This window comes from Methyloceanibacter caenitepidi (assembly GCF_000828475.1).
Taxonomy (GTDB): Bacteria; Pseudomonadota; Alphaproteobacteria; order Rhizobiales; family Methyloligellaceae; genus Methyloceanibacter; species Methyloceanibacter caenitepidi.
In genome coordinates, this window is sequence record NZ_AP014648.1 from 1421718 (window position 1) to 1446687 (window position 24970).

22 protein-coding genes are annotated in these 24970 nt (G+C 61.6%); 16 read left to right on the forward strand and 6 right to left on the reverse strand.

The features are described from left to right. Window positions 1–24 precede the first annotated feature (24 nt). Window positions 25–525 carry a DUF4405 domain-containing protein gene (locus GL4_RS06500; protein ID WP_045365814.1) on the reverse strand — a complete coding sequence of 167 codons (501 nt, stop codon included), beginning with the start codon at window positions 523–525 and terminating at the stop codon, window positions 25–27. A 409-nt stretch (window positions 526–934) separates the two neighbouring features. Here GL4_RS06500 and GL4_RS06505 point away from each other — a divergent pair, with 409 nt between their 5' ends. Genes GL4_RS06505 through GL4_RS06515 form a run of 3 tightly spaced genes read left to right on the forward strand, consistent with a single transcriptional unit; the run spans window position 935 to window position 4160 of the window. Beyond that, a complete protein-coding gene (locus tag GL4_RS06505) occupies window positions 935–2230 on the forward strand; it encodes an efflux RND transporter periplasmic adaptor subunit (RefSeq protein ID WP_045369649.1) in 1296 nt (431 codons plus the stop codon). Continuing rightward, a complete protein-coding gene (locus tag GL4_RS06510; protein WP_045365818.1) occupies window positions 2227–2955 on the forward strand; it encodes an ABC transporter ATP-binding protein in 729 nt (242 codons plus the stop codon). Before GL4_RS06505 ends, GL4_RS06510 begins: the two co-directional genes overlap by 4 nt. Further along, a complete protein-coding gene (locus tag GL4_RS06515) occupies window positions 2955–4160 on the forward strand; it encodes an ABC transporter permease (RefSeq protein ID WP_045365821.1) in 1206 nt (401 codons plus the stop codon). Before GL4_RS06510 ends, GL4_RS06515 begins: the two co-directional genes overlap by 1 nt. A gap of 2 nt (window positions 4161–4162) precedes the next feature. Here the strand turns inward: GL4_RS06515 and GL4_RS06520 are convergent, their stop codons facing one another. Further along, entirely contained in the window at window positions 4163–4531 is a 369-nt protein-coding gene (locus GL4_RS06520) for a SpoIIAA family protein (protein ID WP_045365824.1), read from the reverse strand. A gap of 30 nt (window positions 4532–4561) precedes the next feature. Continuing rightward, the gene (locus tag GL4_RS06525; RefSeq protein ID WP_045365826.1) at window positions 4562–4849 is read right to left on the reverse strand and encodes a hypothetical protein; all 288 of its coding nucleotides are present in this window, start codon (window positions 4847–4849) and stop codon (window positions 4562–4564) included. A gap of 577 nt (window positions 4850–5426) precedes the next feature. On the opposite strand from GL4_RS06525, the gene ppa reads away from it, so the two are divergent. The 4 genes from ppa to GL4_RS06545 all read left to right on the forward strand — a co-directional run bounded on the left by ppa (window position 5427) and on the right by GL4_RS06545 (window position 9432). Continuing rightward, window positions 5427–5957: an inorganic diphosphatase gene (gene ppa / locus GL4_RS06530; protein ID WP_045365829.1), complete on the forward strand. Its 531-nt coding sequence runs from the start codon at window positions 5427–5429 to the stop codon at window positions 5955–5957. A 101-nt stretch (window positions 5958–6058) separates the two neighbouring features. Beyond that, window positions 6059–6310 (forward strand): DUF6455 family protein, encoded by a 252-nt coding sequence (locus GL4_RS06535; RefSeq protein WP_045365833.1) that lies wholly within the window; start codon window positions 6059–6061, stop codon window positions 6308–6310. A gap of 200 nt (window positions 6311–6510) precedes the next feature. Then, on the forward strand, window positions 6511–7737 hold the full coding sequence (locus GL4_RS16640; protein ID WP_208430903.1) for a GGDEF domain-containing protein: 1227 nt from the start codon (window positions 6511–6513) through the stop codon (window positions 7735–7737). Between the two features lie 138 nt (window positions 7738–7875). Further along, complete coding sequence (locus tag GL4_RS06545; RefSeq protein ID WP_045365842.1) at window positions 7876–9432, forward strand: CYTH and CHAD domain-containing protein; 1557 nt, start codon at window positions 7876–7878, stop codon at window positions 9430–9432. A gap of 5 nt (window positions 9433–9437) precedes the next feature. On the opposite strand, the gene GL4_RS06550 is transcribed toward GL4_RS06545, so the two are convergent. Continuing rightward, window positions 9438–9815, reverse strand: coding sequence for an HPF/RaiA family ribosome-associated protein (locus tag GL4_RS06550; protein ID WP_045365844.1), 378 nt, complete (start codon window positions 9813–9815; stop codon window positions 9438–9440). A 225-nt stretch (window positions 9816–10040) separates the two neighbouring features. Between GL4_RS06550 and GL4_RS16645 the strand changes: the two genes are divergently transcribed. After that, window positions 10041–10805, forward strand: coding sequence for a universal stress protein (locus GL4_RS16645; protein ID WP_052464194.1), 765 nt, complete (start codon window positions 10041–10043; stop codon window positions 10803–10805). A gap of 118 nt (window positions 10806–10923) precedes the next feature. On the opposite strand, the gene GL4_RS06560 is transcribed toward GL4_RS16645, so the two are convergent. Beyond that, window positions 10924–11406, reverse strand: coding sequence for a hypothetical protein (locus GL4_RS06560; RefSeq protein WP_156137415.1), 483 nt, complete (start codon window positions 11404–11406; stop codon window positions 10924–10926). A gap of 147 nt (window positions 11407–11553) precedes the next feature. Beyond that, window positions 11554–11970 carry a hypothetical protein gene (locus GL4_RS16650; protein WP_052464195.1) on the reverse strand — a complete coding sequence of 139 codons (417 nt, stop codon included), beginning with the start codon at window positions 11968–11970 and terminating at the stop codon, window positions 11554–11556. A gap of 531 nt (window positions 11971–12501) precedes the next feature. Between GL4_RS16650 and GL4_RS06575 the strand changes: the two genes are divergently transcribed. From GL4_RS06575 to GL4_RS06610, 8 genes are all read left to right on the forward strand, one after another. Beyond that, the gene (locus tag GL4_RS06575; RefSeq protein ID WP_156137416.1) at window positions 12502–13938 is read left to right on the forward strand and encodes an ATP-binding protein; all 1437 of its coding nucleotides are present in this window, start codon (window positions 12502–12504) and stop codon (window positions 13936–13938) included. After that, a complete protein-coding gene (locus GL4_RS06580; protein ID WP_045365854.1) occupies window positions 13935–14585 on the forward strand; it encodes a response regulator transcription factor in 651 nt (216 codons plus the stop codon). The genes GL4_RS06575 and GL4_RS06580 overlap by 4 nt, the downstream gene beginning before the upstream one ends. A 429-nt stretch (window positions 14586–15014) precedes the next feature. Then, window positions 15015–16931 carry a PQQ-dependent dehydrogenase, methanol/ethanol family gene (locus GL4_RS06585; RefSeq protein WP_045365857.1) on the forward strand — a complete coding sequence of 639 codons (1917 nt, stop codon included), beginning with the start codon at window positions 15015–15017 and terminating at the stop codon, window positions 16929–16931. Window positions 16932–17577: 646 nt separating this feature from the next. Further along, complete coding sequence (locus GL4_RS06590) at window positions 17578–19467, forward strand: PQQ-dependent dehydrogenase, methanol/ethanol family (protein WP_045365860.1); 1890 nt, start codon at window positions 17578–17580, stop codon at window positions 19465–19467. A 157-nt stretch (window positions 19468–19624) separates the two neighbouring features. Then, a complete protein-coding gene (locus GL4_RS06595; RefSeq protein ID WP_172653310.1) occupies window positions 19625–21454 on the forward strand; it encodes a quinoprotein dehydrogenase-associated putative ABC transporter substrate-binding protein in 1830 nt (609 codons plus the stop codon). Between the two features lie 4 nt (window positions 21455–21458). Continuing rightward, the gene (locus GL4_RS06600; RefSeq protein WP_052464198.1) at window positions 21459–22292 is read left to right on the forward strand and encodes a hypothetical protein; all 834 of its coding nucleotides are present in this window, start codon (window positions 21459–21461) and stop codon (window positions 22290–22292) included. Window positions 22293–22798: 506 nt separating this feature from the next. Further along, window positions 22799–23317, forward strand: coding sequence for a c-type cytochrome (locus GL4_RS06605; protein WP_045365864.1), 519 nt, complete (start codon window positions 22799–22801; stop codon window positions 23315–23317). Between the two features lie 322 nt (window positions 23318–23639). Continuing rightward, a complete protein-coding gene (locus GL4_RS06610) occupies window positions 23640–24962 on the forward strand; it encodes an ABC transporter substrate-binding protein (RefSeq protein WP_208430904.1) in 1323 nt (440 codons plus the stop codon). The last annotated feature ends 8 nt before the right edge of the window (window positions 24963–24970 follow it).

A 24970-nucleotide genomic window follows, 5' to 3' on the forward strand; every position in this document is an offset into this window, starting at 1 on the left:
GGCGGGCATGTCGTTTGGTGCGGGCTACTCGCGTTTGGCTTCGACGATCGCCATGAGGGTGGCCCGCGGCGGGCGCCCGGAATCGGCTGCGATCTGAGACACGCTGAGATCGGTCGACAGAACGGTGAAGCCTTGCTGCTCGAGAATGTCCGCGATGCCGTCTGCGGGCAGTTTCAGGACGCGCCCGAGGTCGTCCAGCGACGCCTTCTCCAGCGACTGGAACAGGACCGGCATCGGATTCTCACGTCCGGAGAGCGCCCCGGGAACGATAAAGGCCGCGGCGGCAACGGTCGCGACGGCGACCGGGGCGATGATTATGCCGCGCCGGAAATATGTCTTCATCCCACCCCAATTCCGGACGATATGCAGGCCGATGGCCACGACAAACATCACCGCGAGCCATTCGTGCATCTCTTTCACGAGGTCCTTGCCGATGCCGAAGAACATGGCAAGGCCGGAGAGGGCCACGAAGAGGAATAGAGCCGCGGAGATTGCGGTCATGTATTTCTTCAAAGGTTCGCTCATCTCGACTTTCTCATGTTGTTAGTCGTGCTCTTCGAGGCGCTGGCTATCCAGGCTCGGCGCGTTCGCTGCCACGCAGGAGAAAGGATCGGCCAAAGGACGCCAATCGTCAGCACGGCGGCGACGATGCGAAGCGCTGCAATTGTGAACTCGATCTGCATCGGCAATCCGCAGGTTGGGCGATCCCTCAAGGGGCGAGCCTGAGACTAGGCGCCGATCTTTGCCGGGGTCGTGCTGATGCGTTTCGGAACGTTTCTCGCGCCGGAATTTTGTTTCGAAACGTTGCTGGAGTTCGAGTTGCTTGGTTTCGTTACAAAATTCTCCGGCAACAAGTGCTGCGAGACGCTAATTTGACAATCGTCGACGCGGGTGCCGAGTGCTCTCGCTCAAGGCTGTGAACCGAAGGATATCCATGAACGAAGTCGTGCCCCCAGAGAAGATCAAGCCGGACGACGCAAGGGCCGAACTAGAGTCGGTGCTGGGCCTCGGCAAACCGGCATCGCGCGTTCGCCGGTTGCGTCCTGTCATCATTCTGGGACTTGTGGCCGCTACCGCGTTCCTCGCTTACGCGCTCATCGGCGGCGGCGGTTCGGCAAACGGTGTCCAGTACGTCACGGAGCCCGCCACGCGAGGCGATCTCACCGTGACCGTCACGGCCACGGGCACGGTTCAGCCGACCAACGACGTCGAGATCTCGAGCGAACTGTCCGGCATCGTCCGCACGGTTCTCGTGGACTACAACAGCGCCGTGACCGAAGGCCAGGTTCTGGCCGAACTCGATACCCAAAAGCTCAAATCCGCCGTCGACAGCTCCAGCGCCAGGCTGCAGGCCGCCAAGGCCAAGGTAAGCGAAGCGCAAGCCAGCGTGGCAGAGACGCGGCTGGAGTTCGATCGCAAGGCCAAGCTGGCCAAGACCCATGCGGGCTCCATCCTCGATCTGGAAGTGGCCGAGGCCAATCTTAAGCGCGCCCTGGCGTCCGAAGAAAGCGCCAAGGCCGACGTGGCCGCCGCAAGCGCCGATCTCGCCCAGGCCGAGACCGACCTTGAAAAGGCGCAGATCCGTTCGCCCATCACCGGCGTCGTGTTGAGCCGTAATGTCGAGCCCGGCCAAACCGTGGCGTCGTCGCTGCAGGCGCCCGTCCTGTTCACCATCGCCGAGGACCTCAAGAAGATGGAGGTCCAGGTGGACGTCGACGAAGCGGACGTCGGCAAAGTTCGCGAAGGCCAGAAAGCGCGTTTCAATGTCGACGCCTATCCCAGCCGACACTTCGATGCCGAAATTCGGGAACTCCGCTACGGGTCGGAGGTCGTCCAGGGCGTCGTGACCTACAAGGCCGTGCTGACGACGGACAATTCCGAACTGCTGCTACGGCCCGGCATGACCGCGACGTCCGAGATCATCGTCGCCGAAGTCGACGACGCGCTGACTGTGCCTAATGCGGCCTTGCGGTTCACGCCGCCCAGCGCCGAACCGCGCGACCAGCGCAGTTTCCTGCAGAAGCTAATGCCGGGGCCCCCGCGGCTGCGCAAACCGAGCAGCACAGGCCAGCCGGCGGGCCCCGAGCGCACGGTCTGGACGCTCAGCGACGGCACGCCCGAAGCCCGGTCCGTCACCATCGGCGCCACCGACGGCAAACGCACCGAGATCGTGAAAGGCGACCTCATGGTGGGCGAGCCTTTGATCGTCGACACGGAGACGGCCAAGTGAGCAGCGACAAGGTCCGCCGCAGCGCCGCGTCGAAGGTCATAGACCTGCGCAACGTCTCGAAGATCTACGGACGCGGCGAGGCAGAGGTGCGGGCGCTCGACGGCATCGATCTGGCCGTCCCCAGGGGCGAGTTCGCGGCCGTCATGGGACCGTCCGGGTCGGGCAAGTCCACGACCATGAACATCATCGGCTGTTTGGATCAGCCCACCTCCGGCAGCTACCTCTTCAACGGCGTGGAGGTTGGCGGGCTCGACCGCAGCCAGCGCGCGCTTCTGCGTCGCAACTATCTCGGCTTCGTGTTTCAGGGCTTCAATCTTCTCGCCAGGACGTCGGCCGTCGAGAATGTCGAGCTGCCGTTGATCTATCGCGGGATGCGCCAGGCGGAGCGCCGCTCGCTCGCGATGGAGGCTCTCGAGCGCGTCGGTCTCGCAGGGCGCGCCGGACACACGCCGGCGGAACTGTCGGGTGGACAACAGCAGCGCGTCGCCATCGCCCGGGCCATCGTGACAAACCCCGCGGTGCTGCTGGCCGACGAACCGACCGGCAATCTCGACACCAAAACCAGCGGCGAGATCATGACCTTGCTGGTGGACCTCAACCGGTCCCGTGGGATCACGGTCCTCATGGTCACGCATGAGCTGGAAATGGCCCGCTATGCCAGCCGCGTCGTCGAGTTTCTCGACGGCCGCATCGCCAGCGACAGTGCCGTTCAGAAGGCCGCCTGATGTTTTACGAGACCCTGAAGCTTGCGGTCCAGGCGATCCGGCGCAACGCGCTGCGCTCGTTCCTGACACTGCTGGGTATCGTCATCGGCGTCAGCGCCGTCATTGCCATGGTGACGATCGGCAACGGCACGACGGCCAAGGTGAAGGAAGAGATGGCGAAGCTCGGCACGAACGTCCTGTTCGTCCGGCCCGGACAGTGGGGACCCGGCCGCTCGAGCGCGACGGCGAAGCCGTTCAACGCACGCGATATCGTCGAGATGCGAGAGCAGCTGCGCGGCGTCCGCGCTGTCGCGCCCTTGGCGCAAGAGGCCGTGACCGTCGTCTATGGCAATGAGAGCCGGAGTACCGGCACGATCGGGACGGACGCAAGCTATGTGATCGCGCAAGACTGGAACCTCACGGAAGGCCGGAACTTTCTCGATAGCGAGACGCGCAGCGGCCAGGCGGTCTGCATTCTCGGCAAGACCGTGCGGGACGCGTTGTTCGGCAGCGAGGACCCGATGGGCAAACGGATTCGCTTGAGCAATGTCTCCTGCGAGGTGATCGGCGTGTTGGAGCCGAAAGGCGAGTCCGGTTTCGGCAATGATCGTGATGACGTCGTTCTGATTCCCATTCGCACCTATCAGCGGCGGATCGCCGGCAATACCGACATCAACCGCATCACTGTTTCGGCCGAAGACGGTGCGGACACGTCGAAAGTTCAGGCGGACATCGAACGGCTGCTCAGGGAACGGCGCGGGATCTCCGGCGGTAAAGAGGACGATTTCGGTGTCGCTGACATGAAGCAGATCGCCGATACGCAAGCGGCGACCACGGGCATCCTGACCATGCTGCTCGGCGCGGTTGCCGGTGTCAGCCTGCTGGTCGGCGGCATCGGCATCATGAACATCATGCTCGTCTCGGTCACCGAGCGGACGCGTGAGATCGGCATCAGGCTGGCGATCGGCGCGCAGGAAAGTCAGGTGCTGATGCAGTTTCTGGTCGAGGCAGTCGTGTTGTCCCTGTTCGGCGGGGTGGTGGGCGTCCTATTGGGGCTTGCGCTCGCGGGTGCGGCTTCGGCCGGTATGGCCATCCCCTTCGTCTTCGACCCTGGGATCGTGCTGATCGCCTTCGCCTTCTCGGCCCTGATCGGAGTGGTGTTCGGCTATTTTCCCGCCCGCCGCGCCGCGCAACTCGACCCGATCGACGCGCTCCGGCACGAGTAGCGCTAGGGCGCTTGCGTGATCCAGAGCCGGGCCTGAGCCGCCTCGGCGAGCGGGTAGACGCGGACCGAACTCGGCAGGAACACGCCGAAGATCTTCACCGCGCCCGCGATCCACTCGATGTCGGTAATGACGGCGATACGATCCCACTTGGTGAAGTGCACCATGCCGGTCTTGAAGTCCTCCCAAGCCGCGCCGGCATCGTATCCGGTAAAATCGGGCGCGACCTCGTACAGCATGCGGACCTTGTCGTGGGACTGAAGCGCTTTCTCCACCGCCGGGATCAGCACGTCATCATAGTCCTGCCGCGAGACATTGCCGTGGCAGGCAATAGCCACGACGTTGCTCGGGAAGCCTTTGAGCAACTCGATCATGAAACGCTCCGCGTATCGGAGGAGTGATCCTCAAGGAGCCTTGGAAACGCACTTCTCGTCGCCGGCGTTCCACGTGCAGCCGAAGCTGCTCGTATTGCAAATGGACTCGCCTGAATGATTGGAGCACGGGTCCGAATCCGGGGCAGGACCGGGAAGGCAACCCTTGTTGTTTGCCGCGTCGTACCAGCATTCAGGCTGGGCCGCGCACATGGCGGAGTCGCGGATGGCTTGGCAGCGGATCTCTTCGGCTTGGGCGCCGGTCCCGCAAAGGGTGAGCGCGACGACGGCAATGCCGAAAGCAATAAAACCCGAGCGCATGAATCCTCCGATTTGTTTTGTTTGGGCGTCCGATCCTTTTACTTACCGAAGCGCGCGGGCGGTGAACAGCCCTGGCGGCGGCTTGCGTCCTGGAACGGCCGGGCGGACCAAAGACGGCGGCGGATGGCGTCCTACTTTAGGCTTCTAGACCGACAGGTGCGGACCGGGGTAAGGCGTGCGGCGCATGTGCTGAACTCTCGCAGGACCGGCAGCCGCTGTGGTGACCCGGCAGGACTTTGGCGGCTTTTGGGAGCTGATCGTGAACCAGGCGCGGAGTGGGGCTGGAGGCCGGTGCGACGTGTTATCAATTGCACGGATATGGGCCTGGAAACCTGCCCGGGACGTGCTATCAGCATCGGGACTTCAGACGCGGCACGGTGCCGGATCCAGTCCCAGCGGGACGCGATATGCCGGTCTTATCAGCGACTTGGATGCACAAGGACGTTTTCGGGCGCCGTGGCTGCGCAATGCCCCTCGGCACATCCAGACCGGATGCGGCACGGGGGGCGTCAGGTTTGACTAAGGTGTCGGGGCTGGATCTGCCGGCCGTTCAACGAGCTTAGGAGAGAGCGTTTCTATGGATATCCCTCACATTCCGGTCGGCGATAACCCGCCCCATGAAGTCAATGTGATCATCGAGATTCCGCAGGGCGGATCGCCGGTGAAGTACGAAGTCGACAAGAAGTCGGGCGCGCTCTTCGTCGACCGCTTCCTGCACACGGCGATGTTCTATCCGGCGAATTACGGATTCATCCCCCACACGTTGTCCGAAGACGGAGATCCCGTCGACTGTATCGTGATCACGCCGACGCCTGTTGCTCCTGGCGCGGTTATTCGTGCCCGCCCGGTCGGTGCTCTTCTCATGGAGGATGAGTCGGGCATTGACGAAAAGATTATCGCCGTTCCGATCGACGAACTGCATCCCTACTACAAGCGTGTGACCAGCTACCGCGATCTTCCCGAGATTCTCGTCGAGCAGATCGGCCATTTCTTCGAGCACTACAAGGACCTTGAACCCGGAAAATGGGTGAAGGTCACGCGCTGGGCCGAGGTCGGCGAGGCCGGAGAGCTCATCCGCGCCGGTATCGAGCGCAATAATGCGTCTTAGTGGGCCCTGGATCGCTTGATCCAACTCAAGGTGACGCTTTTTACTCTGTCGTCCATTACCCGGATTGCGCGGCATCAATCCGCGCGGCCCGGGGAAACGTCATGACCGATCCAAAGCCTGAACTCGCCGGCTTCCACCGTCAGGTCCTTATGGAGGACATGATGGAGACAGTCGGGGTGGAGCAATTCGACGTCGTCGATCTCGACGGCGGTCAATCCTACATACGCGCTCGCGCCAATTGTCATGCCTGCGAGTGCAAGGACGCTTGCTCAAATTGGCTCTCCGCCAACGCCGCCGGCGACCCGCAACCGTTCTGCCCGAACGCCAGCTTGTTCCAGACCGTCAAGGGCTAGGGTAGGCGCCGTCGGCGGGTTGGGGACCGTCCGCTTCGCTCTCCGGCGTCGGGGCCGCGACTGCAGTGTGTAGAATGTCACGTGCGCCGTCACCGCACGATGGTATTGTCGGCCCTGGGAGTAGTCTTGGGCACTCGGGCCTCACAATACGAATTGGTATGCATCTCGACTTGTTAACAATTTCGGCCGCAGACGTTGCTGTGGCGGCGATCTTGGCTGGCATGTTGCTGCTCACGTGGGGCCGCGACGGCTGGTCGCTCGAGGCCGCGCCGCGCTTCGTCGGCTCGTGGGGGCTGGCCATCTTGGTTCTCAGCCTTGGCGGCGCAGCCATGCTCGTGTCCGCCATCTATGGATTCACCGGTGGCGTCTTATTTGGTGCCAGCCTTTCCATACTTTCCGCGGGCATGAGGTGGCATGCCGCTCGGCTCTTCGCAGGCCGCCCGTCGGCACCGTTCCGGATACTTTTGGGCCCGGCCGCCTTTCTGCTTGGCGTGTCCCTAGGGCTTGCGCCGTCGTTGGACGACCGCTTCGTGGTGGTCTGTTCGATCCTTGCGATCTACGGCTTCGCGGCGGCCTACGAGCTGAACCGGATGCCCGATGCATCGCAGTCCTGGCCGGCCATCACGCTGCTGGTGCTCGCGAGCGTCTCCTATGTCTCCTGGATCCCGATTGCCTTTACGGTACCGCTCGAGTCCATCGCCGCGGCGATGACCAACCAATGGCTTCCCTTCGTCGTGCTCGCGACCCTGCTGCTGCGTGTCGCTCTCGCCTTCATTGTCTTGTCCATGGCAAAGGAACGAGACGAGGAAGAGCAGCGGCGTTGCGCGCAGACGGATATTCTGACCGGGTTGCCGAACCGGCGGGCCCTGTTCGAGGTCGCGGAGGCCGTTGTCGAGCGGCGCGTCCATGGCGGCGGCACGCCGGTCTCGCTGATGATCGCGGACCTCGACTATTTCAAGGATACGAACGACACCTTCGGCCACACGCTTGGCGACGAGGTGCTGCGGCTCTTCGCCAAGGTCGCGCAGTTGAGCCTTGGCGACAACCACGTGATCGGGCGCCTCGGCGGTGAGGAATTTGCGGCAATTTTGCCCGGTGTCGGGGCTGAGGAAGCGGTTGATGCGGCGGAGCGTCTGCGGGCGCGGTTTGCGGAGTCGGCGGGTTTCGTGAGCGGCCTTCCGGTTGGCGCCACGGTAAGCATCGGCGTTACCGCCGATCTGCATGTCGACTCCGGGCTCTCGACACTCTTCCGGCGCGCGGATGCGGCACTGTACGCCGCCAAGAGCGCTGGCCGGAACAGGGTCGTGTTCATAGGTCCCGACGACACCGCCGTGCCTGTCGGGGAAGGGCGCGTTGTGCGCACCTCTCCAACACGGCTCTTTGCGGGGCCCGGTCTGTTGGAGTTCTCGCAGGTGCGATCCGCCTGAGGCTTTCTGCCGGCAGTCCAAAAGGCCATGGGGCGGTCTGTCCGGTGGCCGCGACATGTACCTTCCTGTTACTCAAGGCTAGGATAATCGCCACAAACGGTATTGGCGTGCCGCCACCGTTCGAATTGGGAGGGGATTGTGTCCGGAGAGACGCCGGAGAGTGACGCAAAGGAGATCGAGCTCAAGCTCGTCTTTGACCCCGAGCACGCCGCAGCCGTTTTGGCGCATCCCCTCTTGGCTTCAGGGGACGGCGCGCCGCCTGGACCGCGCGTCATCGAGTCTAAAGAGCGCGAGCTTCTCTCCGTCTACTACGACACGCCGGACGACTGCCTGAGAAAGGCGGGCGTCTTCTTGCGGGTGCGCCGAACCGGAACGGGCTATGTCCAAACCATCAAGACCGCGCGCGCGGAGAGCGAGTTCTTGGAGCGGAGCGAGTGGGAATGTGATCTGCCGAAGCAAGGCTACGACCTGTCGGCGGCCGCGGGAACCGCTCTGGAGCCGCTGCTCAGCGATGAAGTGCGCTCGGCGCTTGCCCCGCGTTTCGAGACGATGTTCATGCGCCGGACATTTCTAATCGACGATGGCGGGAACCTGATCGAGGCGGCGGTCGATCAGGGCGATATCGTCGCCGGAGAGGCGCGGGCGCGCGTTTGCGAGTTGGAACTCGAGCTCAAGTCCGGGAGTGCGGCCGTCCTGTTCGCGCTGGCAAAGCGTCTCGCCGAGACGGTGCCGTTGACCCTAAGCGTCAAGACCAAGGCTGAACGCGGTTTCGATCTCCTTGACGGCGGCGAGCCCGACTTCGAAAAAGCACTTCCCGTCGACATCCCCCCCAATGAGACTTGCGCGAACGCCTTTCGCATCGCCACGCGCAACTGCCTGCGCCAAGTGCTCGCGAATTTGAATGGAACTCGCCAGGGCAAGCCCGAGGCACTGCACCAGATGCGAGTCGGGCTCCGGCGCATGCGGGCAGCGGTCCTGCTATTTGGAGATGTCGTGGACGGCCCGGAGCGCCCGCAGATTGCCGCCGAACTCAAGTGGATTGCCAACCACCTCGGAACCGCCCGCGATCTCGACGTATTCAGCTCCGACATCGTGGCGCCGCATCGCGCGGAATATCCCGACGACCCTGGATGGAAGGCCGTCGAGGGTCGTGTGCGCCAAGCGCGGGCCGAGGCTCAGCGGGCGGCCGTCGAAGCGACCGGTTCGGCGCGCTTCCGCATGGCGCTATTAAATCTCGGGGCATGGATCGAGTTTGGCGATTGGACCCGCGGCGAAAATCCGCTCGCGGCGAAGCCCGTCGCGGACTATGCGTCGGCGAAGCTTTCGCGGTTGCGCCGAAGCGTGGTGAAGAAGGGGAAAGGCCTGGCGAAGCTGAGCGCGCCCGAGCGACACAAGGTGCGTATCCATGCCAAGCGGATGCGGTACGGAAGCGAATTCTTTAGCGCGACGTTTCCGGGCAAGAGCCAAGTCAAGAGGTGCCGGAAATCGCTCGCGGCGCTGGAACTGCTGCAAGATTCGCTCGGTACGCTCAACGACATTGCCAACCGGCGGACGATCTTCAACGTCGGCGGCGAGCACGAGTCCGTGACGCTGCCCGTGCCGAAAGTGGACCCCGGCGAAGAGAAGGCGCTGATGAAAACGGCGAAGCACGCTTACGCGCGCTTCGCCGATGTCAAACCCTTTTGGAAAGCCTAAGCGGATTATTCCGCGGGCGGAACGGCGCCGTCACGGGCCGCCGGATGGTTCTTCACATCACCGCGCATCCGGCGCGCATGGTCTTCCAACTGGCGTTCCGCTGCGTTGAACGCATCGCGAACCGCGAGATAGACATCCTCATGGGCGTGGTCGAGCGGTTTCGCCCGGTCCACGACCAAGTCCTTGCCGGGGACACTGATGTCGATGTGAACGCTGTAGAGCTTTCCCTTGTGGTGATGTCGGTGAGGGGCTTCGACGACGACCGTGCAGCCGATAATACGGTTGTAGAGCCGGCCGAGCTTGGCGGCCTTTTCGCGGATACGCGTTTCGACTGCCTCGGAGGGATCCATGTTGCGGAAGCTGATATCCAAGGGAAATTCCATAAAGCGCCTCCATACTGCGTCTCAATTTCGCAAACGATACCGGCTATTTTGCTCCCAAATGTGGAGAAAAGGCGAGCGTCTTGTTTGCGTTGAGTCAAAGCGCCGATACGGTGCGGTGGACAGCGTATACAACCAGCTGAGCGGAGTATTTCGAGGTCCGTCATGAAGCCCACACGAGTGCTACTCCCTATCAATTCAAAAGGAACGACAGCCACTTGTTCCGACATGGCTTTCGGACTTGCGCGGCGTTTCGAGGCCGAGCTCGAGGTCTTGCACCCCTGTCCGCCGCCGGCGCAACGGTTGCCCTATGCGACGGAGCTCAGCCCCGTCTATTTTGAAGCCTATCTGGACGTGTCCCGAAAGCAGGTCGAGTACGAGGAAAAACAGGCGGTCGCCTGGTTCGAAAAGGCTGCGGCCAAGTGGGACGACGTTGAATCGCAATTGCTCACCGTCGAAGGTCTCGTGGGGCCGGCGATTGCACAGCGGGCGAAGACGGCGGACTTCAGCGTGTTGCCGACCGTCTCGGCGGCCGACGACGAGATGTTTGCGGAAGCCCGGGATGCCGCGCTGTTCTCATCGGGCCGTCCCGCGCTGTTCGTGCCGGACGAGGCGAGTGACCACATCGGCGAGACAGTCGTGATCGCCTGGAAGGACTCTGTCGAATCCGCCCGCGCGGTTGCCGCGGCCGGACCGTTCCTGGAAGGAGCCCGGCGGGTCCGGCTCATCAGTCTGGTTCCCGACGGCGAACCCGAGGACGAGACGGCCACGGCGATGGCCAATTATCTGAAAGCGGCTTGCCTGCCGGTCGAACTGAAGTCGGCGGCGCTGGGCAGCCGGGACGTTGGCGATGCCATCCTGGAGGAGGCGGGTTCGGGCGTTCTTCTCGTCATGGGCGGATATGGGCGCTGGCGCTGGCAGGAATGGGTCTTCGGCGGCGCGACCGACCACGTGCTGCGCAACACCGACGTTGCCGTCTTGATGAGCCACTAGACGCGCCGCGATCGATCGATCTGGCGCAGGAGCCGCTTGACGGTCGCTAAGAAAAAGGGGCGCGGACCTTCCGGCGTCGCGCCCCTGATCATTTTGGTACTGAAAAGACGATGAAAGGCTACTGAGCGCCTTCGCCCATCCCCATCGCGTCTTTGGTCATTTCCTTGCCCATATCGACCGCGGCGTCGGAGCCTTCCTTCGCCATGCCGGCAGCGCCTTCGACGGCGCTATCCATCATGCCGCCGGCGGCTTCACCCATGCCCATGGCGTCCTTGGACATCTCCTTGCCCATGTCGACCGCGCCACGACCGGCCTCCTTGGCCATGTCGGCCGCGCCCTCGACGGCGCTCTCGGTCATGCTGGCCGCGCCTGAAGCGGCATTCTCGGCGGCGCCGGTTGCGCCTTCCATGGCGTTCTCCGTGGCTTGGCCGGCCGTGTCGGCGGCGCCTTCCGCGCTCTCCGCTGCGCTATCGGCAGCGTCTTCGGAAAATCCGAGCGCTCCCTTGATGGTGTCCAGCCAGCTCTCCTCGGCGTGCGCCGTTCCGAGGCCGAGGCCGACCGTCAGTGCGAGCGCAACGCAAGCCTTTTTGATGAGCGTCATTGGTTTCGTCTCCCTCTCTTGAAGCCCCGTCGTCTTGATGTCCCTTGCCGCCGCGTTTGGCGGCAATCCCGATTCGCCGAATCGACTGGGGTGTGCGATGGACCCCATCACACACCCCAGTTGCGCATTGCAAAAAGAATCGACGCGCTAGTTGCCGCCGCCGACAACGCCTTCCACGGCGCCCTTGGTCATTTTGGCGGCGCCGCCGACAACGCCCGCGGCTCCACCGACCACGTTCTTGCCGGCCTTGACCGCGCCTTCGCCGACGCCCTTCGCGACACCGACCGTGCCGCCCACGGCGCTCTTGCCGACGTCGCCGGCACCCTTGACCGGATTCTTGGTCATTTCGGCAGCGCCCTTGGCCATGCCGCCGACACCTTCGACGGCACTCTTGCCGGCATCCACCGCGCCTTCACCGGCTCCTTTGGCGGCGCCGACAGTGCCTTGGGCTGCGCCGTCGGTCATTGCCTCGGCGCCGTCCCTGACGTCGCCGGCCTGCGCGGCGGCGACCCCCAGAAGCAGCATGAACGCCGTCGTGGTGCCTGTGATCTTGGTGAACGTCATAAGCTTGGTCTCCTTGAGCTGGGCCCTGGAACAGGGCCAAATTCAAACTTGCCACCCCCATAAGGGAGCAGCTCTCGACCTTTCCAGCGGTGTGGCGTGAAAGGACAAAAGCCTCGGCGTGCCCTGGCGAAAATGTCGCGGGCGAGTGTGGGGGAAACGGCTGAACCGCACGGAGGTTCCGCGACGCAGATTGAAGCGGACGCAAAAAAGAAGGCCTGGACCGGTCCGGCGGGGCGCCAGCCCCGGCAAGATCGGCCGGTCGGAGGGCCGAGAAGGCGCGTTGCGCCTACATCCCGGATTTCCCAGTCTTGGTCGGGAACATCTTGCAATGCTATTACCACGAATGGCATTGCTATTTGGCGACTTCGGGCGTGGACTGCGTGTGGTCTACCCGTGCGATTCCAATGCCTTACGCAGCGCACTTGAGGCGGATGCTAGGAGCGCCCGGGTACTTGCATAGGTAAGGCCGATGACAAGCCGCTAGGGTTCCATGCTTGTCCAGGTCCGCTGCACCGTGGAGACATACTGAAAGTGCTGCAAAAGCTCTGGTATGATCGGCCAGTTCGCACCCAACTTATTGTGGTCGTGGCGGCGATCAATCTCTTTGCCGCCTTGATGGCCGGTGTCGTGGCTATTCTCAACACCCGCACGGCGACCAAGGCCGAGATGGAGTCGTCGCTTGAAGTCGCCGAACGCTTTGTCGATGTGACGCTGAGGGATCTCGCGAGGCAAGGCAAGCTCGACAATCTCGACGAGGAATTACCGCCCCTGCTGAGACATTTGCGGCATGTCCGCATCATGTTCCTGAGCGACTCCGGCCAGCTGGCCATCATTTCGCCCAAAGGGGCCACCGCCGGGGTCAAGGGAACGCAAGCGCCCGGCTGGTTCGTTTCCCTGGTCCATCCCGAGATCGCCCAAAGGAAAGTGCGCCTTCTCCCGGATGGTTCGCATCCGGTGATCATCCTCGGAGAGCCGTCCGATGAAATCTCGGAGGCCTGGCAGGACTTTCTCTCGCTTGCGCTGATCTGGAGCGCCATCAACGCCATTGTGTTGGTGGTTCTCTACATTGTGCTCGGGCGGGTTCTTGATCCGCTGGCGAGTCTGTCTCGAGGCATGCACCAACTCGAGGGCGGTGAGTATTGGGCCAGGTTGCCGAGCGCGAAAGTCAAGGAAGTGGCCGTCATTACGGACCGGTTCAACATGCTGGCGAGCGCGCTCGATGTGACGCGCAAAGAGAACGAGAGCCTCTACCAGCAGCTGATCAACGTGCAGGAAGCCGAGCGCCGCGAAATCGCCAACGAACTCCACGACGAGGCTGGAGCCTGTCTGTTCGGCATTGCCGCGAACGCATCGTCGATCCAGACCACGGCGGGGCAGTTGGACGGGGATCGCGCGACGAGGATTTCCAGTCGTGCGGGCGAGATCCTCTCGATCGCGGAGCGGTTGAAAGTTATGAACCGGGGGCTTCTCAAGAAGCTGCGGCCGGGGCCGCTCGGCCAGGTCAAGCTGGCGGACCTGATCGTAGAACTCACCGCGGGCCTTCAAAGCCAACATCCCGATACGCAGATCAATGCGGCCGTTGGTTCGGTCGCGAAATCCTACGGGGAGTCTGTGGATCTTGCGATCTACCGCTGCGTTCAGGAGGCGATCACCAACGCGATCCGCCACGGTCATGCAGAGAATATCGATGTGGATCTGGATGAAGTGCAAATCGCGAATGGCACCGGCGATTACCGGGCAGTCCGCCTGACGATTGCGGACGACGGCGAAGGCATGGAGCCAAACAAAGCCAAAGGTTTCGGACTTACGACCATGACGGAGCGCGTCCGATCGGTCGGCGGTACCTGCGTAATAGAGGGTATCCCGTCAAAGGGCACGACCGTCCGCGTCGAAATACCAATCAAGCAGAAAAAAAATGAAACTACGGCGCCCGCTCGGGCGCAAGAATCGGTCAGGGAGCTATCATGACTAGAGTCCTCGTCATCGACGATCATCCGATCGTTCTACAAGGAACCCGGCAATTGCTCGAGGATGTCGGCGTAAAAGAAGTCCATCAGGCGCAGAGTCTGGCCGATGGTTTCCGCGCCTACCGAATGCAGAAGCCGGACGTCATCATTGTCGACCTTGCCATGCATAGCGGGTCGCTCGGCGGCCTGTCGTTCATCCGTCGCTTGCGGCTGCACGATCAGAACACACCCATCCTGGTCTTTACGATGCATTCCGATCCGGTGATCGTGTCGCGTGCGCTCGAGGTCGGGGCCACGGGCTATGTCCTGAAGGATACGCCGCCTGAGGAAGTGCAAACGGCGTTTCAGCGCGTCCGCGACAACAGGCCCTATCTCAGCCACGATCTCGCATCCGAGGTGGCCTTCATGGAAGCGCGCGGCACGACCAATCCGCTGCGGCGCATGACGGTTCGCGAACTGCAGACCTTGGCTCTTGTGGCGGAAGGGAAGCCGTACGGCGTCATCGCAGAGCATTTGCATGTGAGCTACAAAACCGTGGCCAATACCTGCACGCAGTTGAAGGCAAAGCTCGGTGTACGGACGTTGCCCGAATTGATGCGAATCGCCATTCAGCATCTCCCAGCGGCCAACAGCAAAATGCAGCGCTAGCACTGCTACAGCGTCGCCTGACGGCATGGGCACACTGTTGTACTAACCAGGAAGCATACTGGAACGTCTGTGCCAGGACCTGGCACAACGCAAAGAATATCGAAGTCTCGCGTGCGACTCGATTGGCAAGACCGCGGGTGCAATGTGGCAACCGGCGTGATGCTATCTTCCAACGACTATGGCGAAAGTCGTCTCGGCATTCTGCGCTAACTTGGAAGTCGCGAATGCCGCACGATGACAACTGAGATCGCTGCGATTGGCAATTGCCGATCATCCCGCGCAGCCCCTCCGCTTCGCATCGCTGGCATTCCGAAACCAGGTCGGAAAAACGCACCTGCGGCTGGGACATGACCGGCCCACGCGCGTCCGATTCCGGCAAGTGGATGCTCGGGCTCTTTAAGCCGAGTAGCTAGGGAGAGGAGAAAAAAAATGAAACTCAGTTTAGGTGTCCTGACCGGCACCATCGTCGCGGTGACGATGGGGCTCGCTGGCCAGGCGTCGGCCATGAATACGGACGAGGAACAGCTGAAGCGTATGGCTGATCCCGACCAGTGGCCGGCCCCGGGTCGTGACTTTGCTCTGACGCGTCACAGCAGCCTGTCCGACATTTCGACGGAGAATGTTAACAAGCTTCAGATGGCGTGGATGCAGGGCACGAATGCCCTTCGCGGTCACGAAGGTCAGCCGCTTGTGATCAAGGACGTGGGCGGCAAGCCCATGCTGTTCATGATTTCCGGTTGCCCGTCCATGGCCAATTGCAACGTGGTCCAGGGTCTGGACCTTTCGGATCCCGACAATCCGAAGCAGGTTTGGTCCTACGTCAAGAAAACCGACCGTGACGAGTCGGCTGTGCCGCGCGCTTGCTGCGACACCGTCAACCGCGGCGGTTCTTACGCAGACGGGAAGTTCGTGTTCGGCACGCTCGACGGTTTCTTGATTGCCCTCGACGGCCAGACGGGCAAGGAAGTTTGGGTCGTCAAATGGGCGTATCCCGAAAAGGGCGAGACCATCACGCCGGCGCCGTTGATCGCGGACAACAAGGTGTTCATCGGTTTCGGCGGTAGTGAGTTCGCAGCGCGCGGCCGTGTCGGCGCCTTCAACTTGGCGGACGGTTCCGAGGCTTGGGTGTGCCACACCACGGGTCCGGACAAGGACGTCTGCCTGACACCCGAGACCAACAAGGCCAACCCGCACTACGGCACGGCCGGTCAGGACCTCGGCGTCAAGACTTTCCCCAATGAGGATTGGAAGATTGGCGGCGGTACTGCGTGGGGTTGGTACTCCTACGATCCGGATACCAAGCTGGTCTACTACTCCACCGCCAACCCGGGTCTGTGGAGCCCGCAATATCGTTGCCCCGACAAGACTCACGAGGAGTGTAACGCAGTCGATCCTTCGCTCGACGGGCAGGTGGGCCGCTTCGACAACAAGTGGACCCTCAGCATCTTCGCCCGGAAGATCGAGAACGGCGAGGCCGTGTGGGTTTACCAGATCACGCCTTTCGACCAGTGGGACTATGACGGCATCAACGAGAACATCATCACGGAGATGGAAGTCGACGGTAAGAAGCGGAAGGTTCTCTCCCACTTCGATCGTAACGGCTTCGCCTATGTTTGGGATGCTGCCGACGGCACGGTGCTGCGCGCGACGAAATACGTGACGACGGACTGGGCCGAGAAGATCGACCTCAAGACCGGCCGTCCGATCAAGGTGCGCGATCATTCGCCGCTCGAAGTTGGCCGCAACGTCTCTGCCTGCCCGTCCGCCATGGGTGGCAAGGACCAGCAGCCCGCTTCGGTCGATCCGAAGGAGCCGAACCTGTTCTATGTGCCGACAAACAACTGGTGCATGGAGCTCGAGCCTCAGGAGCGCACGCACACGAACCAGGGCACGGTCTACGTGTTCGCGAACGTGTACATGTATCCCGAGAAGCAGGGCGTGACCGGCAAGATCAAGAAGTACGACGTCTTGACGGGCAAGACGCTCTGGGAAATCCCGGATCCGTTCCCGAACTGGAGCGGCACCATGAACACCGACGGTGGTCTGATGTTCTACGGTTCGCTGGGCGGCGACTTCCGCGCGGTCGACCGGGACACGGGTAAGATCCTGTGGAGCCGTAAGCTCGGGTCCGGCATCATCGGCAACCCGATCACGTTCAAGACGGGCGGCAAGCAGTATGTCGGCGTGTACTCCGGCATCGGCGGCTGGATCGGTCTGCCGGTCACCGCGGGCCTCGACCTGAACGACAAGTTCGGCGCCATCGGTGCGACGGCCATGACCAAGGCCGCCGGCCTGCAGCACGTCCCGCAGGGCGGCACGCTGAACGTCTTCCGCGTCTACGACTAACGCTCGTATTCGCGCGAGACCCCAACACGATTCGCGCCCGGAGCCATCGAGGCACCGGGCGCGTCTCGTTTGACGGCGGCATGCGCGAGTCGCAATTGCCGAGCGCCGCACATTTTCGCTTCGCCAAGTTCACGCGCCTCGAAGGGAGGAGCATTCGTCTCCGGCGACGTCTCGTCAGACGTGAAATGTAGCTGTCAGAGCGCGCTACCGCGTGCGCAAACTCATTTCTTGTGCGGCGCAACAAATGAAAACTGCATTTGGCAGAAATCGTTGCCATCGGCACATTTCACTTGCAATGGCATTACATTTGGCAATTATGAGGGGGTAGCTCGGCAATGAGTGAGTGACGTAGTTCCACAGAAAGAACGGTGCAACGTGACTTGCAAAGAGTCGGGCACAATTTCCTCGTGAGGTGTCACCGCGTCTTGTGTTCAACGGAGAACCCGCAGCCAGTAGCGGGCGCGAGGCGAGATTTTGCTTCTGCGTTTTTCTGGCAGTCTCCAATTTCCACAAACACGTTGGCAGCTTCGGAATTTGCTGAGGGCTCGTTGACCTTAAGCATCGCTTAGGGTCGGGAGTGCCAAGGCACAAAGAATTACTCAGAGTTCGTTTCGGTGAACTGAGTAGCTAGGGAGAGGAGAAAGATATGAAACTGAAGTATGGTGTCCTGACTGGCACCATCGTCGCAGTGACGATGGGTCTTGCTGGCCAGGCGTCGGCTATGAATACCGACGAGGAACAGCTGAAGCGTATGGCTGATCCCGATCAGTGGCCTGCCCCTGGTCGTGACTTTGAGCTCACGCGCCACAGCACGCTTTCCGACATTACGACGGATAACGTCAACAAGCTGCAGATGTCTTGGGCCCAGGGCACGAACGCCCTTCGCGGTCACGAGGGTCAGCCGCTTGTGATCAAGGACGTTGGTGGCAAGACCATGCTGTTCATGGTTTCCGGTTGCCCGTCCATGGCCAACTGTAACGTTGTTCAGGCTCTCGATCTGACGGATCCTGACAACCCGAAGCAGGTCTGGTCGTATGTCAAGAAGACCGACCGTGACGAGTCGGCTGTGCCGCGCGCTTGCTGCGACACCGTCAACCGTGGCGGCTCCTATGCCGATGGCAAATTCGTCTATGGTACGCTTGATGGCTTCATCATCGCCCTGGACGGCCAGACCGGTAAGGAAGTTTGGGTCGTCAAGTACGCCTATCCCGAGAAGGGTGAGACCATCACGCCGGCTCCGTTGATCGCCGATAACAAGGTGTTCATGGGCTTTGGCGGCGATGAGTTCGCCGCTCGTGGCCGTGTCGCCGCCTTCAACCTGGCGGACGGTTCCGAGGCTTGGGTGTGCCACAGCACGGGTTCCGATAAGGACGTGTGCCTGACGCCCGAGACCAACAAGGCCAACCCCCAGTTCGGTCAGGCTGGTGAAGATCTTGGTATCAAGACCTTCCCCGGTGAGGACTACAAGATTGGTGGTGGTGCTGCTTGGGGTTGGTATTCCTATGATCCCGAGCTGAAGCTGGTCTACTACTCGACCGGTAACCCCGGCCTGTGGAGCCCGTCCTATCGTTGCCCCGATAAGACCCATGAGGAGTGCAACACTGGTGCGTTCGACAACAAGTGGTCGATGACGATCTTCGCTCGTAAGATCGAAAACGGCGACGCTGTCTGGGCTTACCAGATGACTCCGTTTGATCAGTGGGACTATGACGGCATCAACGAGAACATTCTTACCGACATGGAAATTGACGGTAAGCAGGTGAAGGCTCTCACCCACTTTGACCGTAACGGCTTTGCCTATGTCATGGATCGTACCGACGGTTCCCTTCTGCGCGCCACGAAGTACGTGACGACGGACTGGGCCGAGAAGGTCGACATGAAGACCGGCCGTCCGATCAAGGTGCGCGATCATTCGCCGCTCGAAGTTGGTCGTAACGTCTCTGCCTGCCCGTCTGCGATGGGTGGTAAGGACCAGCAGCCTGGTGCTGTTGATCCGAAGGAGCCGAACATCTTCTACATGCCCACCAACAACTGGTGCATGGAGCTCGAGCCTCAGGAGCGCACGCACACGAACCAGGGCACGGTCTACGTGTTCGCGAACGTGTACATGTATCCTGAGAAGCAGGGCACGACCGGCAAGATCAAGAAGTACGACGTCCTGACGGGTAAGACGCTCTGGGAGATCCCGGATCCGTACCCGAACTGGGGTGGTACCATGGTCACCGACGGTGGTCTGGTGTTCTACGGCTCGCTGGGCGGTGACTTCCGCGCGGTCGACCGTAACTCCGGCAAGGTTCTTTGGAGCCGTAAGCTGGGCTCGGGCATCATCGGCAACCCCATCACCTATAAGGTTGGTGGTAAGCAGTATGTTGGCGTGTACTCCGGCATCGGCGGCTGGATCGGTCTTCCGGTCACCGCTGGTCTGGACCTGAACGACAAGTTCGGCGCCATCGGTGCTACGGCCATGACCAAGGCCGCTGGCCTGCAGCATATCCCGCAGGGCGGTACGCTGAACGTCTTCCGCATTTACGAGTAACTCTCGTAAACGTGTAGAATAATTGGCGCCCGATGCCCTTGTGGCATCGGGCGCCTCTTTTTATATATCCGGGAAGAAATAGACCCCCATGGCGGGTAAGCCTGGTGGGATCAAGTCCCGCCGCACGGCCCCGCCTTACCAGTTGAGGCGAACGCCCGTGCCATTTCGAATTTCCAAACTTTCCGCGACAATTGCCGTCGCAGCGCTTGCGATCACTACTGTGTCGGCCCATGCCGACGACAAAGAGCCCGTCCGGCGCGATCTCAATAAGACATATGAGGAACTGACCCCCGCCGAGCACATTGCGATCCGCGCCGCCGCTAAGGCCGCCTATAAGAGGAAGAAGCTTAATACTCTGAATGTCTGTGCCGATCCCGGGAACATGCCGCTCTCCAACATTCAGCGGGAGGGCTTCCAGAACAAGATGGCCGAAATCCTCGCGGACGCGACCGGCGCTACGATCAAGTATCACTGGCAGCCCCTGATCGATCGCGGCCTGACACGGTCGGTCTTCGACGAACAGCTCTGCGACGTGATGTTCGACATCCCCACCTCGTTCGATCGTTTGCTCACGACTGAACCGGTCTACAAGACGCCGTACGTCTTGGTTTACCGGAACGACAAGGGATTGAAACTGTCGGGTCTTGATGATCCCCAGTTGAAGGATCTGACCATCGGTGTCTTCCAAACCTCCGGTGTTCGCCGGGCCCTGGCCAAGCGGGGCATAATCGACAACGTCAAGCTCCAGCTTCAGAGTCACGACGGCGATCTCGTTCCCGAGAATCAGCCCTGGTACGTGGTGCAAAAAATGCTGGATGGGGAGCTCGACGTGGCGGCCGTCTTCGGGCCGTTCGCCGGCTGGGTCAAGACGATGAAGAATGAACCAATTGACATCGTTCCCATCAATCTGGACGACGACACGGTGCCGATGGAATTCGAGATGTCGATCGGCGTGCGTCCCACCGACGTCTTCCTCAAATATCTGCTCGAATGGGCCATGGACGACAACGCCGAGGAGATCGAGGCGCTGCTGCAGGATTACGGCGTACCGTTGGTCCAATGCAGCAAGTGCTACGTGCCCGGCGATCTGCCCGCCCACGGCAGCTATATCAAACTTGCCGATCAGAAGTTCGAGGCACGCCCCGATCTCGCCTCGCCGGATCAGATCGTGACTCGCGAGAAGCTGGAAGGCTGGCTCGAAGACGGAGCGGATCCAAATCAGGAGTTGAGCAACGCGCTTCTGTCCGGAGACAAGGACCGCATCAAGTTTCTTGTGTCTCAGGGCGCCGACGTCAACAAACCGGACCTTCAGGGCTGGACCCCGCTGACGGCCTCGGCCCGTCAACGGCGGAACGAGACGATCGACCTTCTGATCGAATTGGGCGCCGATCCCAACAAGGCGGACGCCAATGGTATGACGCCCTTGGCGGCGGCGCTGATGCGTGACCACGTTCCCTCGATCAAGACCCTGATCGAGCATGGTGCCGATGTGGAGGTGCCCGGTCAGGAGGACTTCCGTCCACTCGCGCTCGCGCTCGCGGAGAAGAAGTACGAGGCCGCCCAGGCGCTGATGGACGGCGGAGCCGATGTCAGCGTCGCCTCGGGCAATCAGGGCCTGACGCCGTTGATGATCGTCGCGGCGCAGACGGGCCCGGCGGAAGGGTCGATCTTCCTGCCGGGAAGCGTCCGTCCCACCGACATCGCTCAGGCGTTGGTCGATGCGGGGGCCAATCTGGATGCGCAGGCGGCGAACGGTATGACGGCCTTGATGATCGCGGCTGCGAACAACAGCGCACCGATGATCGGCCTGCTGATGGCGGCCGGCGCCGACCCGGACGTCAAGAACGAGGAAGGTCAGACGGCGGTGGATGTCGCGAACCTGAACGACAACAAGGAGGCCTCGCAGGCCATCCGAGTGCTGTCGCTGTCGCGGCCCGGCGCTTCGACCAAAGCCGACAGCGACGACAGCAAGACCGTGAAGCAGTGATGCAATGACCGGAAATCTAACGAAAAATTGGGGGGCTGCGGCGATAGCCGCGGCCCTTTGTTTTGCCGGAATCGGATTCGCTGATGCGGCGGACTACCCGGATTTCGACGATGCCTCGGTGACCGCACGAACCGAAGAGGTCATCAAGGAGCGGTCGCAGGACGGCGTGTTCGTCTTTCACGACCCCAAGCTCAACGAGGACCTCAATCTCGTCTACGAGAAGATGCGCGTCGTCCGCGGCATGAAAGGGTATGGCTGGTTCGCGAATGCGATTTTCCACGAGAAGGACGATCCGCAGAAGCAATACGCGCTGGACTTTTGGTTCAAGCCTCAGCGGGACGGGGACAGCCTCGATCTAATCGACATACGCGTTCAGAAGGGCCCGAAGCGCGACGGCGATGGCTACATCATGGTGACCCGCCTGCCGGTGGCTTGGTGGTGGCTACCGGTGCAGGAGCATCCGGGTGACATGGAGGTTGTTCGGGCTTGGCATGTGATGAGTGCGATCCACAACTACATTGCCGAGAACAAGAATGAGAATGGCGCGCTCGAGTTGAAGGACGAGAAGACGGGCGAGACGATTCCGCTCGAGTTCGTCGAGATGCACCAGCCTGTTCGCTATCTCAAGAAGGACGGCCACTACTTTGCGTGCACGGACTTCCGGCGGGTGGGTAGCAAGGAGCAGTATTTCGACGTGGACTTTTGGGTCGACGAAAAGACCGGCCGGCTGAAAGTCACGGATGTAAAAATCCACAAGGTTCCTATCAATGAAGATGGGATCTGGATCCAGGTGCCGCGGTATACCTTCGAGGATATGGACTTCGAGATCACCCAATAGGCTCCGGGTGCGGTGGCGAGGGCCCGGGCTGAGCCGCTTTGGGCGCATCGCTTTGCCGCATGTGACATTCACTTGCGCTTCGCGCCATTTCGACTATGACGGTTGGAAAACGGCCAAAGCGCCCAATAATTCAAAGAAAAAATTCCTATTGTTCCCAATCGCAAGATTGCGCCCCTTTCGGGCTGAGGAGGACAACGCCATCACGACCGTGGCGATAAATAGAACGGGCCGCTTGTTGAGCGGCACGGCTGGGCAAGACCGAACCGGCCACGCAGGGCGATCGCGTCCTGCGAGGGGGGTTTGGCATGATTCCCTGCCGCGCGAGTCCTGTGCCCGTGGGCTTTTTTCCGACTTTTTTCTGACGCAACCGCCTTCAAAGACGGTAGTGTGGCGCGTCATGCCCTCTATCGAAGGCATGTCAGCCAGCGCTCGAGGAAGGTCGGAATAGGCGTTTTTGATTTCGATAGGCTCAACCAGAACTGAAACTAGGGTAAGGAAGACGTACCGTGCGCAAGATTATCACTGGAGTAGTAGCTGCTGCCTTCGTTGGCGCGATTGGCCTTTTTGCTTTGGATGCTCGGGCTGAGGAATGCTGCGAGAAGGGCGACACCACGCCCCCGCTGGAGCTCATTGAGAAGACCCCGATCGGCGGTCTCCACAACCCCTACAACGACGAGATCGATGCCGTCGCAGAGACCGGGCACAAGATCTACCTGTCCTATAGCTGCAATGGCTGCCATGGCGGCGGCGGCGGCGGCGGCATGTGCCCGCCGCTGACGAACGACACCTGGGTCTACGGCGCCGACGACGACACGGTGTTCCGCTTGATCGCCGAAGGCTCCGACAAGCTGCAGGAGCAGGGCTACACGCGCGTCCGCAAGGAAATCGTGACCGGCCCGATGCCGCCGTTCGGCAACATCGCCAAGACCTCCGACGATCTGTGGAAGGTTATCGCGTTCATCCGCTCGAAGAACCCGAGCTCGATGAAGAACGTTGCCACGCCGGCCCAGACGCCTGGTCAGTAGACCGCTCGTAATACCAATTGGTCGATCGAAGGCCGCCGATCCATCCTGGGTCGGCGGCCTTTTCGCGTCCTAAAACATTGGTAATGAAAAGCACCATCACTTGGCATTGGTTCCTGGGCGCGCCTATATCATTACTAAAGAACCGTCATCGTCTGCCTCGCCGCCTTGGCGGTATTGTGCACCGCACATTGCCAAGGGGCCGGTGGTCTGAGACAGAAGGGCGAGAAGCCCTCGGCGGCAAGAAATTGATTGGAAACGTACGAGAGAGATGGTGCCTTTGCGTTCGATTTTGCCCCGTATGCCGTCTGCCCGATCCGGCGGATTGGCAATTGCCGCCTTCCTCCTTCTAGCCCCTGCAGTCGGACCTCTGCCCGCCCGCGCTCAAGACGCCGAAGGCAAGGCCGCCGCCGAGACGCAGGCAAAGACTGGCGATGCTCAGCCCAAGTCTGGCGATGCAGCGGCCGCGTCGAAGGCAGTCGAGCCTGCAGCAAGTAAGCCGAAGGCTGCAAAGGCGGACGCATCAAAGAAGACGATGCACGTCGTCTATCTCGGCAAGGAATACGAAGAACCGTTGCCGCTCTCCTATGCGGAGAAGGTCATCACCGACAAAGGCATTCAAGGCGCGCGCCTCATGCTCAAGGAGGCAAACCAGGCCGGCAACTTTGTGGGCTACTCCTTCGAACTCGAAGAAGCCATCGTCCCTGAAGACGGGGACGTCGTAGCACGGGCCAAAAAGGCGCTCGCGGCCGGCCACCGGTTCTTCGTCGCCGACCTGGAACCCGACGACCTTTTGGCCGTGGCGGATTTGCCGGAGGCCAAGGACGCGCTCATCATGAACATTCGCTCCAGCGCCACCAAGCTGCGCCAGGAGGAATGCCGCCAGAATGTCTTCCATATCATCCCGGACTACGCGATGCGCGCAGACGCCCTGGCGCAGTACCTGATCTGGAAGAAGTGGCCGAAATGGTATGTCATCCGCCGCGATACGCCCGAGGACCAGGACTATCTCGCGCAGGTCCAGCGCGCCGCCAAACGCTTCGGCGGCAAGGTGGTGGAAGACCATCTCTACGATCTTCCGCCCGGAGCCCGTAATCTGGACTCGGGTCATCAGCAAATTCAGCAGCAAATGGCTCTGGAGACCCAGCGCGCGCCGGACCATGACGTCGTTTGGTCGATCAACAGCGACGATGATTTCGGCGACTATCTCATGTACCGCACGACCATGCCGCGCCCGGTGGTGGGCACGCAGGGTCTTCAGGCAACGGCCTGGGACAAGTCCTACACGGAGTCGGGCGGCATGCGCTTTCAGCGCGCAATCCCGCGCCTGGCAAACCGCCCGCCTGTCGAACGTGACTACACGGCATGGCTGGGCCTGCGCGCTCTGTCGGATGCGGCACAGAAGTCCGGCACGGTCGATCCCAAGGGCGTGAAGGATTACCTGCTCTCCGACGACTTCCGGCTCGAGGCCTTCAAAGGCCAGGCGCTGAGTTTCCGCACCTGGGACCACCAGATGCGCCAGCCGATCATTCTTGGCGGCGGTACCCGCGTTCCGGTCTCCACGTCGCCGCAGGAAGGCTTCCTGCATCCCAAATACGTCACCGACACGCTCGGGTTCGACGAACCTGAAACCAAGTGCAAATTCTAACGAGCTGC

Excerpts from the sequence above, each read along its gene's own strand:
- GL4_RS06500 (WP_045365814.1), bottom strand. The coding sequence starts at position 525 with ATGAGCGAACCTTTGAAGAAATACATGACCGCAATCTCCGCGGCTCTA.
- GL4_RS06505 (WP_045369649.1), top strand. The coding sequence starts at position 935 with ATGAACGAAGTCGTGCCCCCAGAGAAGATCAAGCCGGACGACGCAAGG.
- GL4_RS06515 (WP_045365821.1), top strand. The coding sequence starts at position 2,955 with ATGTTTTACGAGACCCTGAAGCTTGCGGTCCAGGCGATCCGGCGCAAC.
- GL4_RS06520 (WP_045365824.1), bottom strand. The coding sequence starts at position 4,531 with ATGATCGAGTTGCTCAAAGGCTTCCCGAGCAACGTCGTGGCTATTGCC.
- GL4_RS06525 (WP_045365826.1), bottom strand. The coding sequence starts at position 4,849 with ATGCGCTCGGGTTTTATTGCTTTCGGCATTGCCGTCGTCGCGCTCACC.
- ppa (WP_045365829.1), top strand. The coding sequence starts at position 5,427 with ATGGATATCCCTCACATTCCGGTCGGCGATAACCCGCCCCATGAAGTC.
- GL4_RS06535 (WP_045365833.1), top strand. The coding sequence starts at position 6,059 with ATGACCGATCCAAAGCCTGAACTCGCCGGCTTCCACCGTCAGGTCCTT.
- GL4_RS06550 (WP_045365844.1), bottom strand. The coding sequence starts at position 9,815 with ATGGAATTTCCCTTGGATATCAGCTTCCGCAACATGGATCCCTCCGAG.
- GL4_RS16645 (WP_052464194.1), top strand. The coding sequence starts at position 10,041 with ATGGCTTTCGGACTTGCGCGGCGTTTCGAGGCCGAGCTCGAGGTCTTG.
- GL4_RS06560 (WP_156137415.1), bottom strand. The coding sequence starts at position 11,406 with ATGACGCTCATCAAAAAGGCTTGCGTTGCGCTCGCACTGACGGTCGGC.
- GL4_RS16650 (WP_052464195.1), bottom strand. The coding sequence starts at position 11,970 with ATGACGTTCACCAAGATCACAGGCACCACGACGGCGTTCATGCTGCTT.
- GL4_RS06580 (WP_045365854.1), top strand. The coding sequence starts at position 13,935 with ATGACTAGAGTCCTCGTCATCGACGATCATCCGATCGTTCTACAAGGA.
- GL4_RS06585 (WP_045365857.1), top strand. The coding sequence starts at position 15,015 with ATGAAACTCAGTTTAGGTGTCCTGACCGGCACCATCGTCGCGGTGACG.
- GL4_RS06590 (WP_045365860.1), top strand. The coding sequence starts at position 17,578 with ATGAAACTGAAGTATGGTGTCCTGACTGGCACCATCGTCGCAGTGACG.
- GL4_RS06600 (WP_052464198.1), top strand. The coding sequence starts at position 21,459 with ATGACCGGAAATCTAACGAAAAATTGGGGGGCTGCGGCGATAGCCGCG.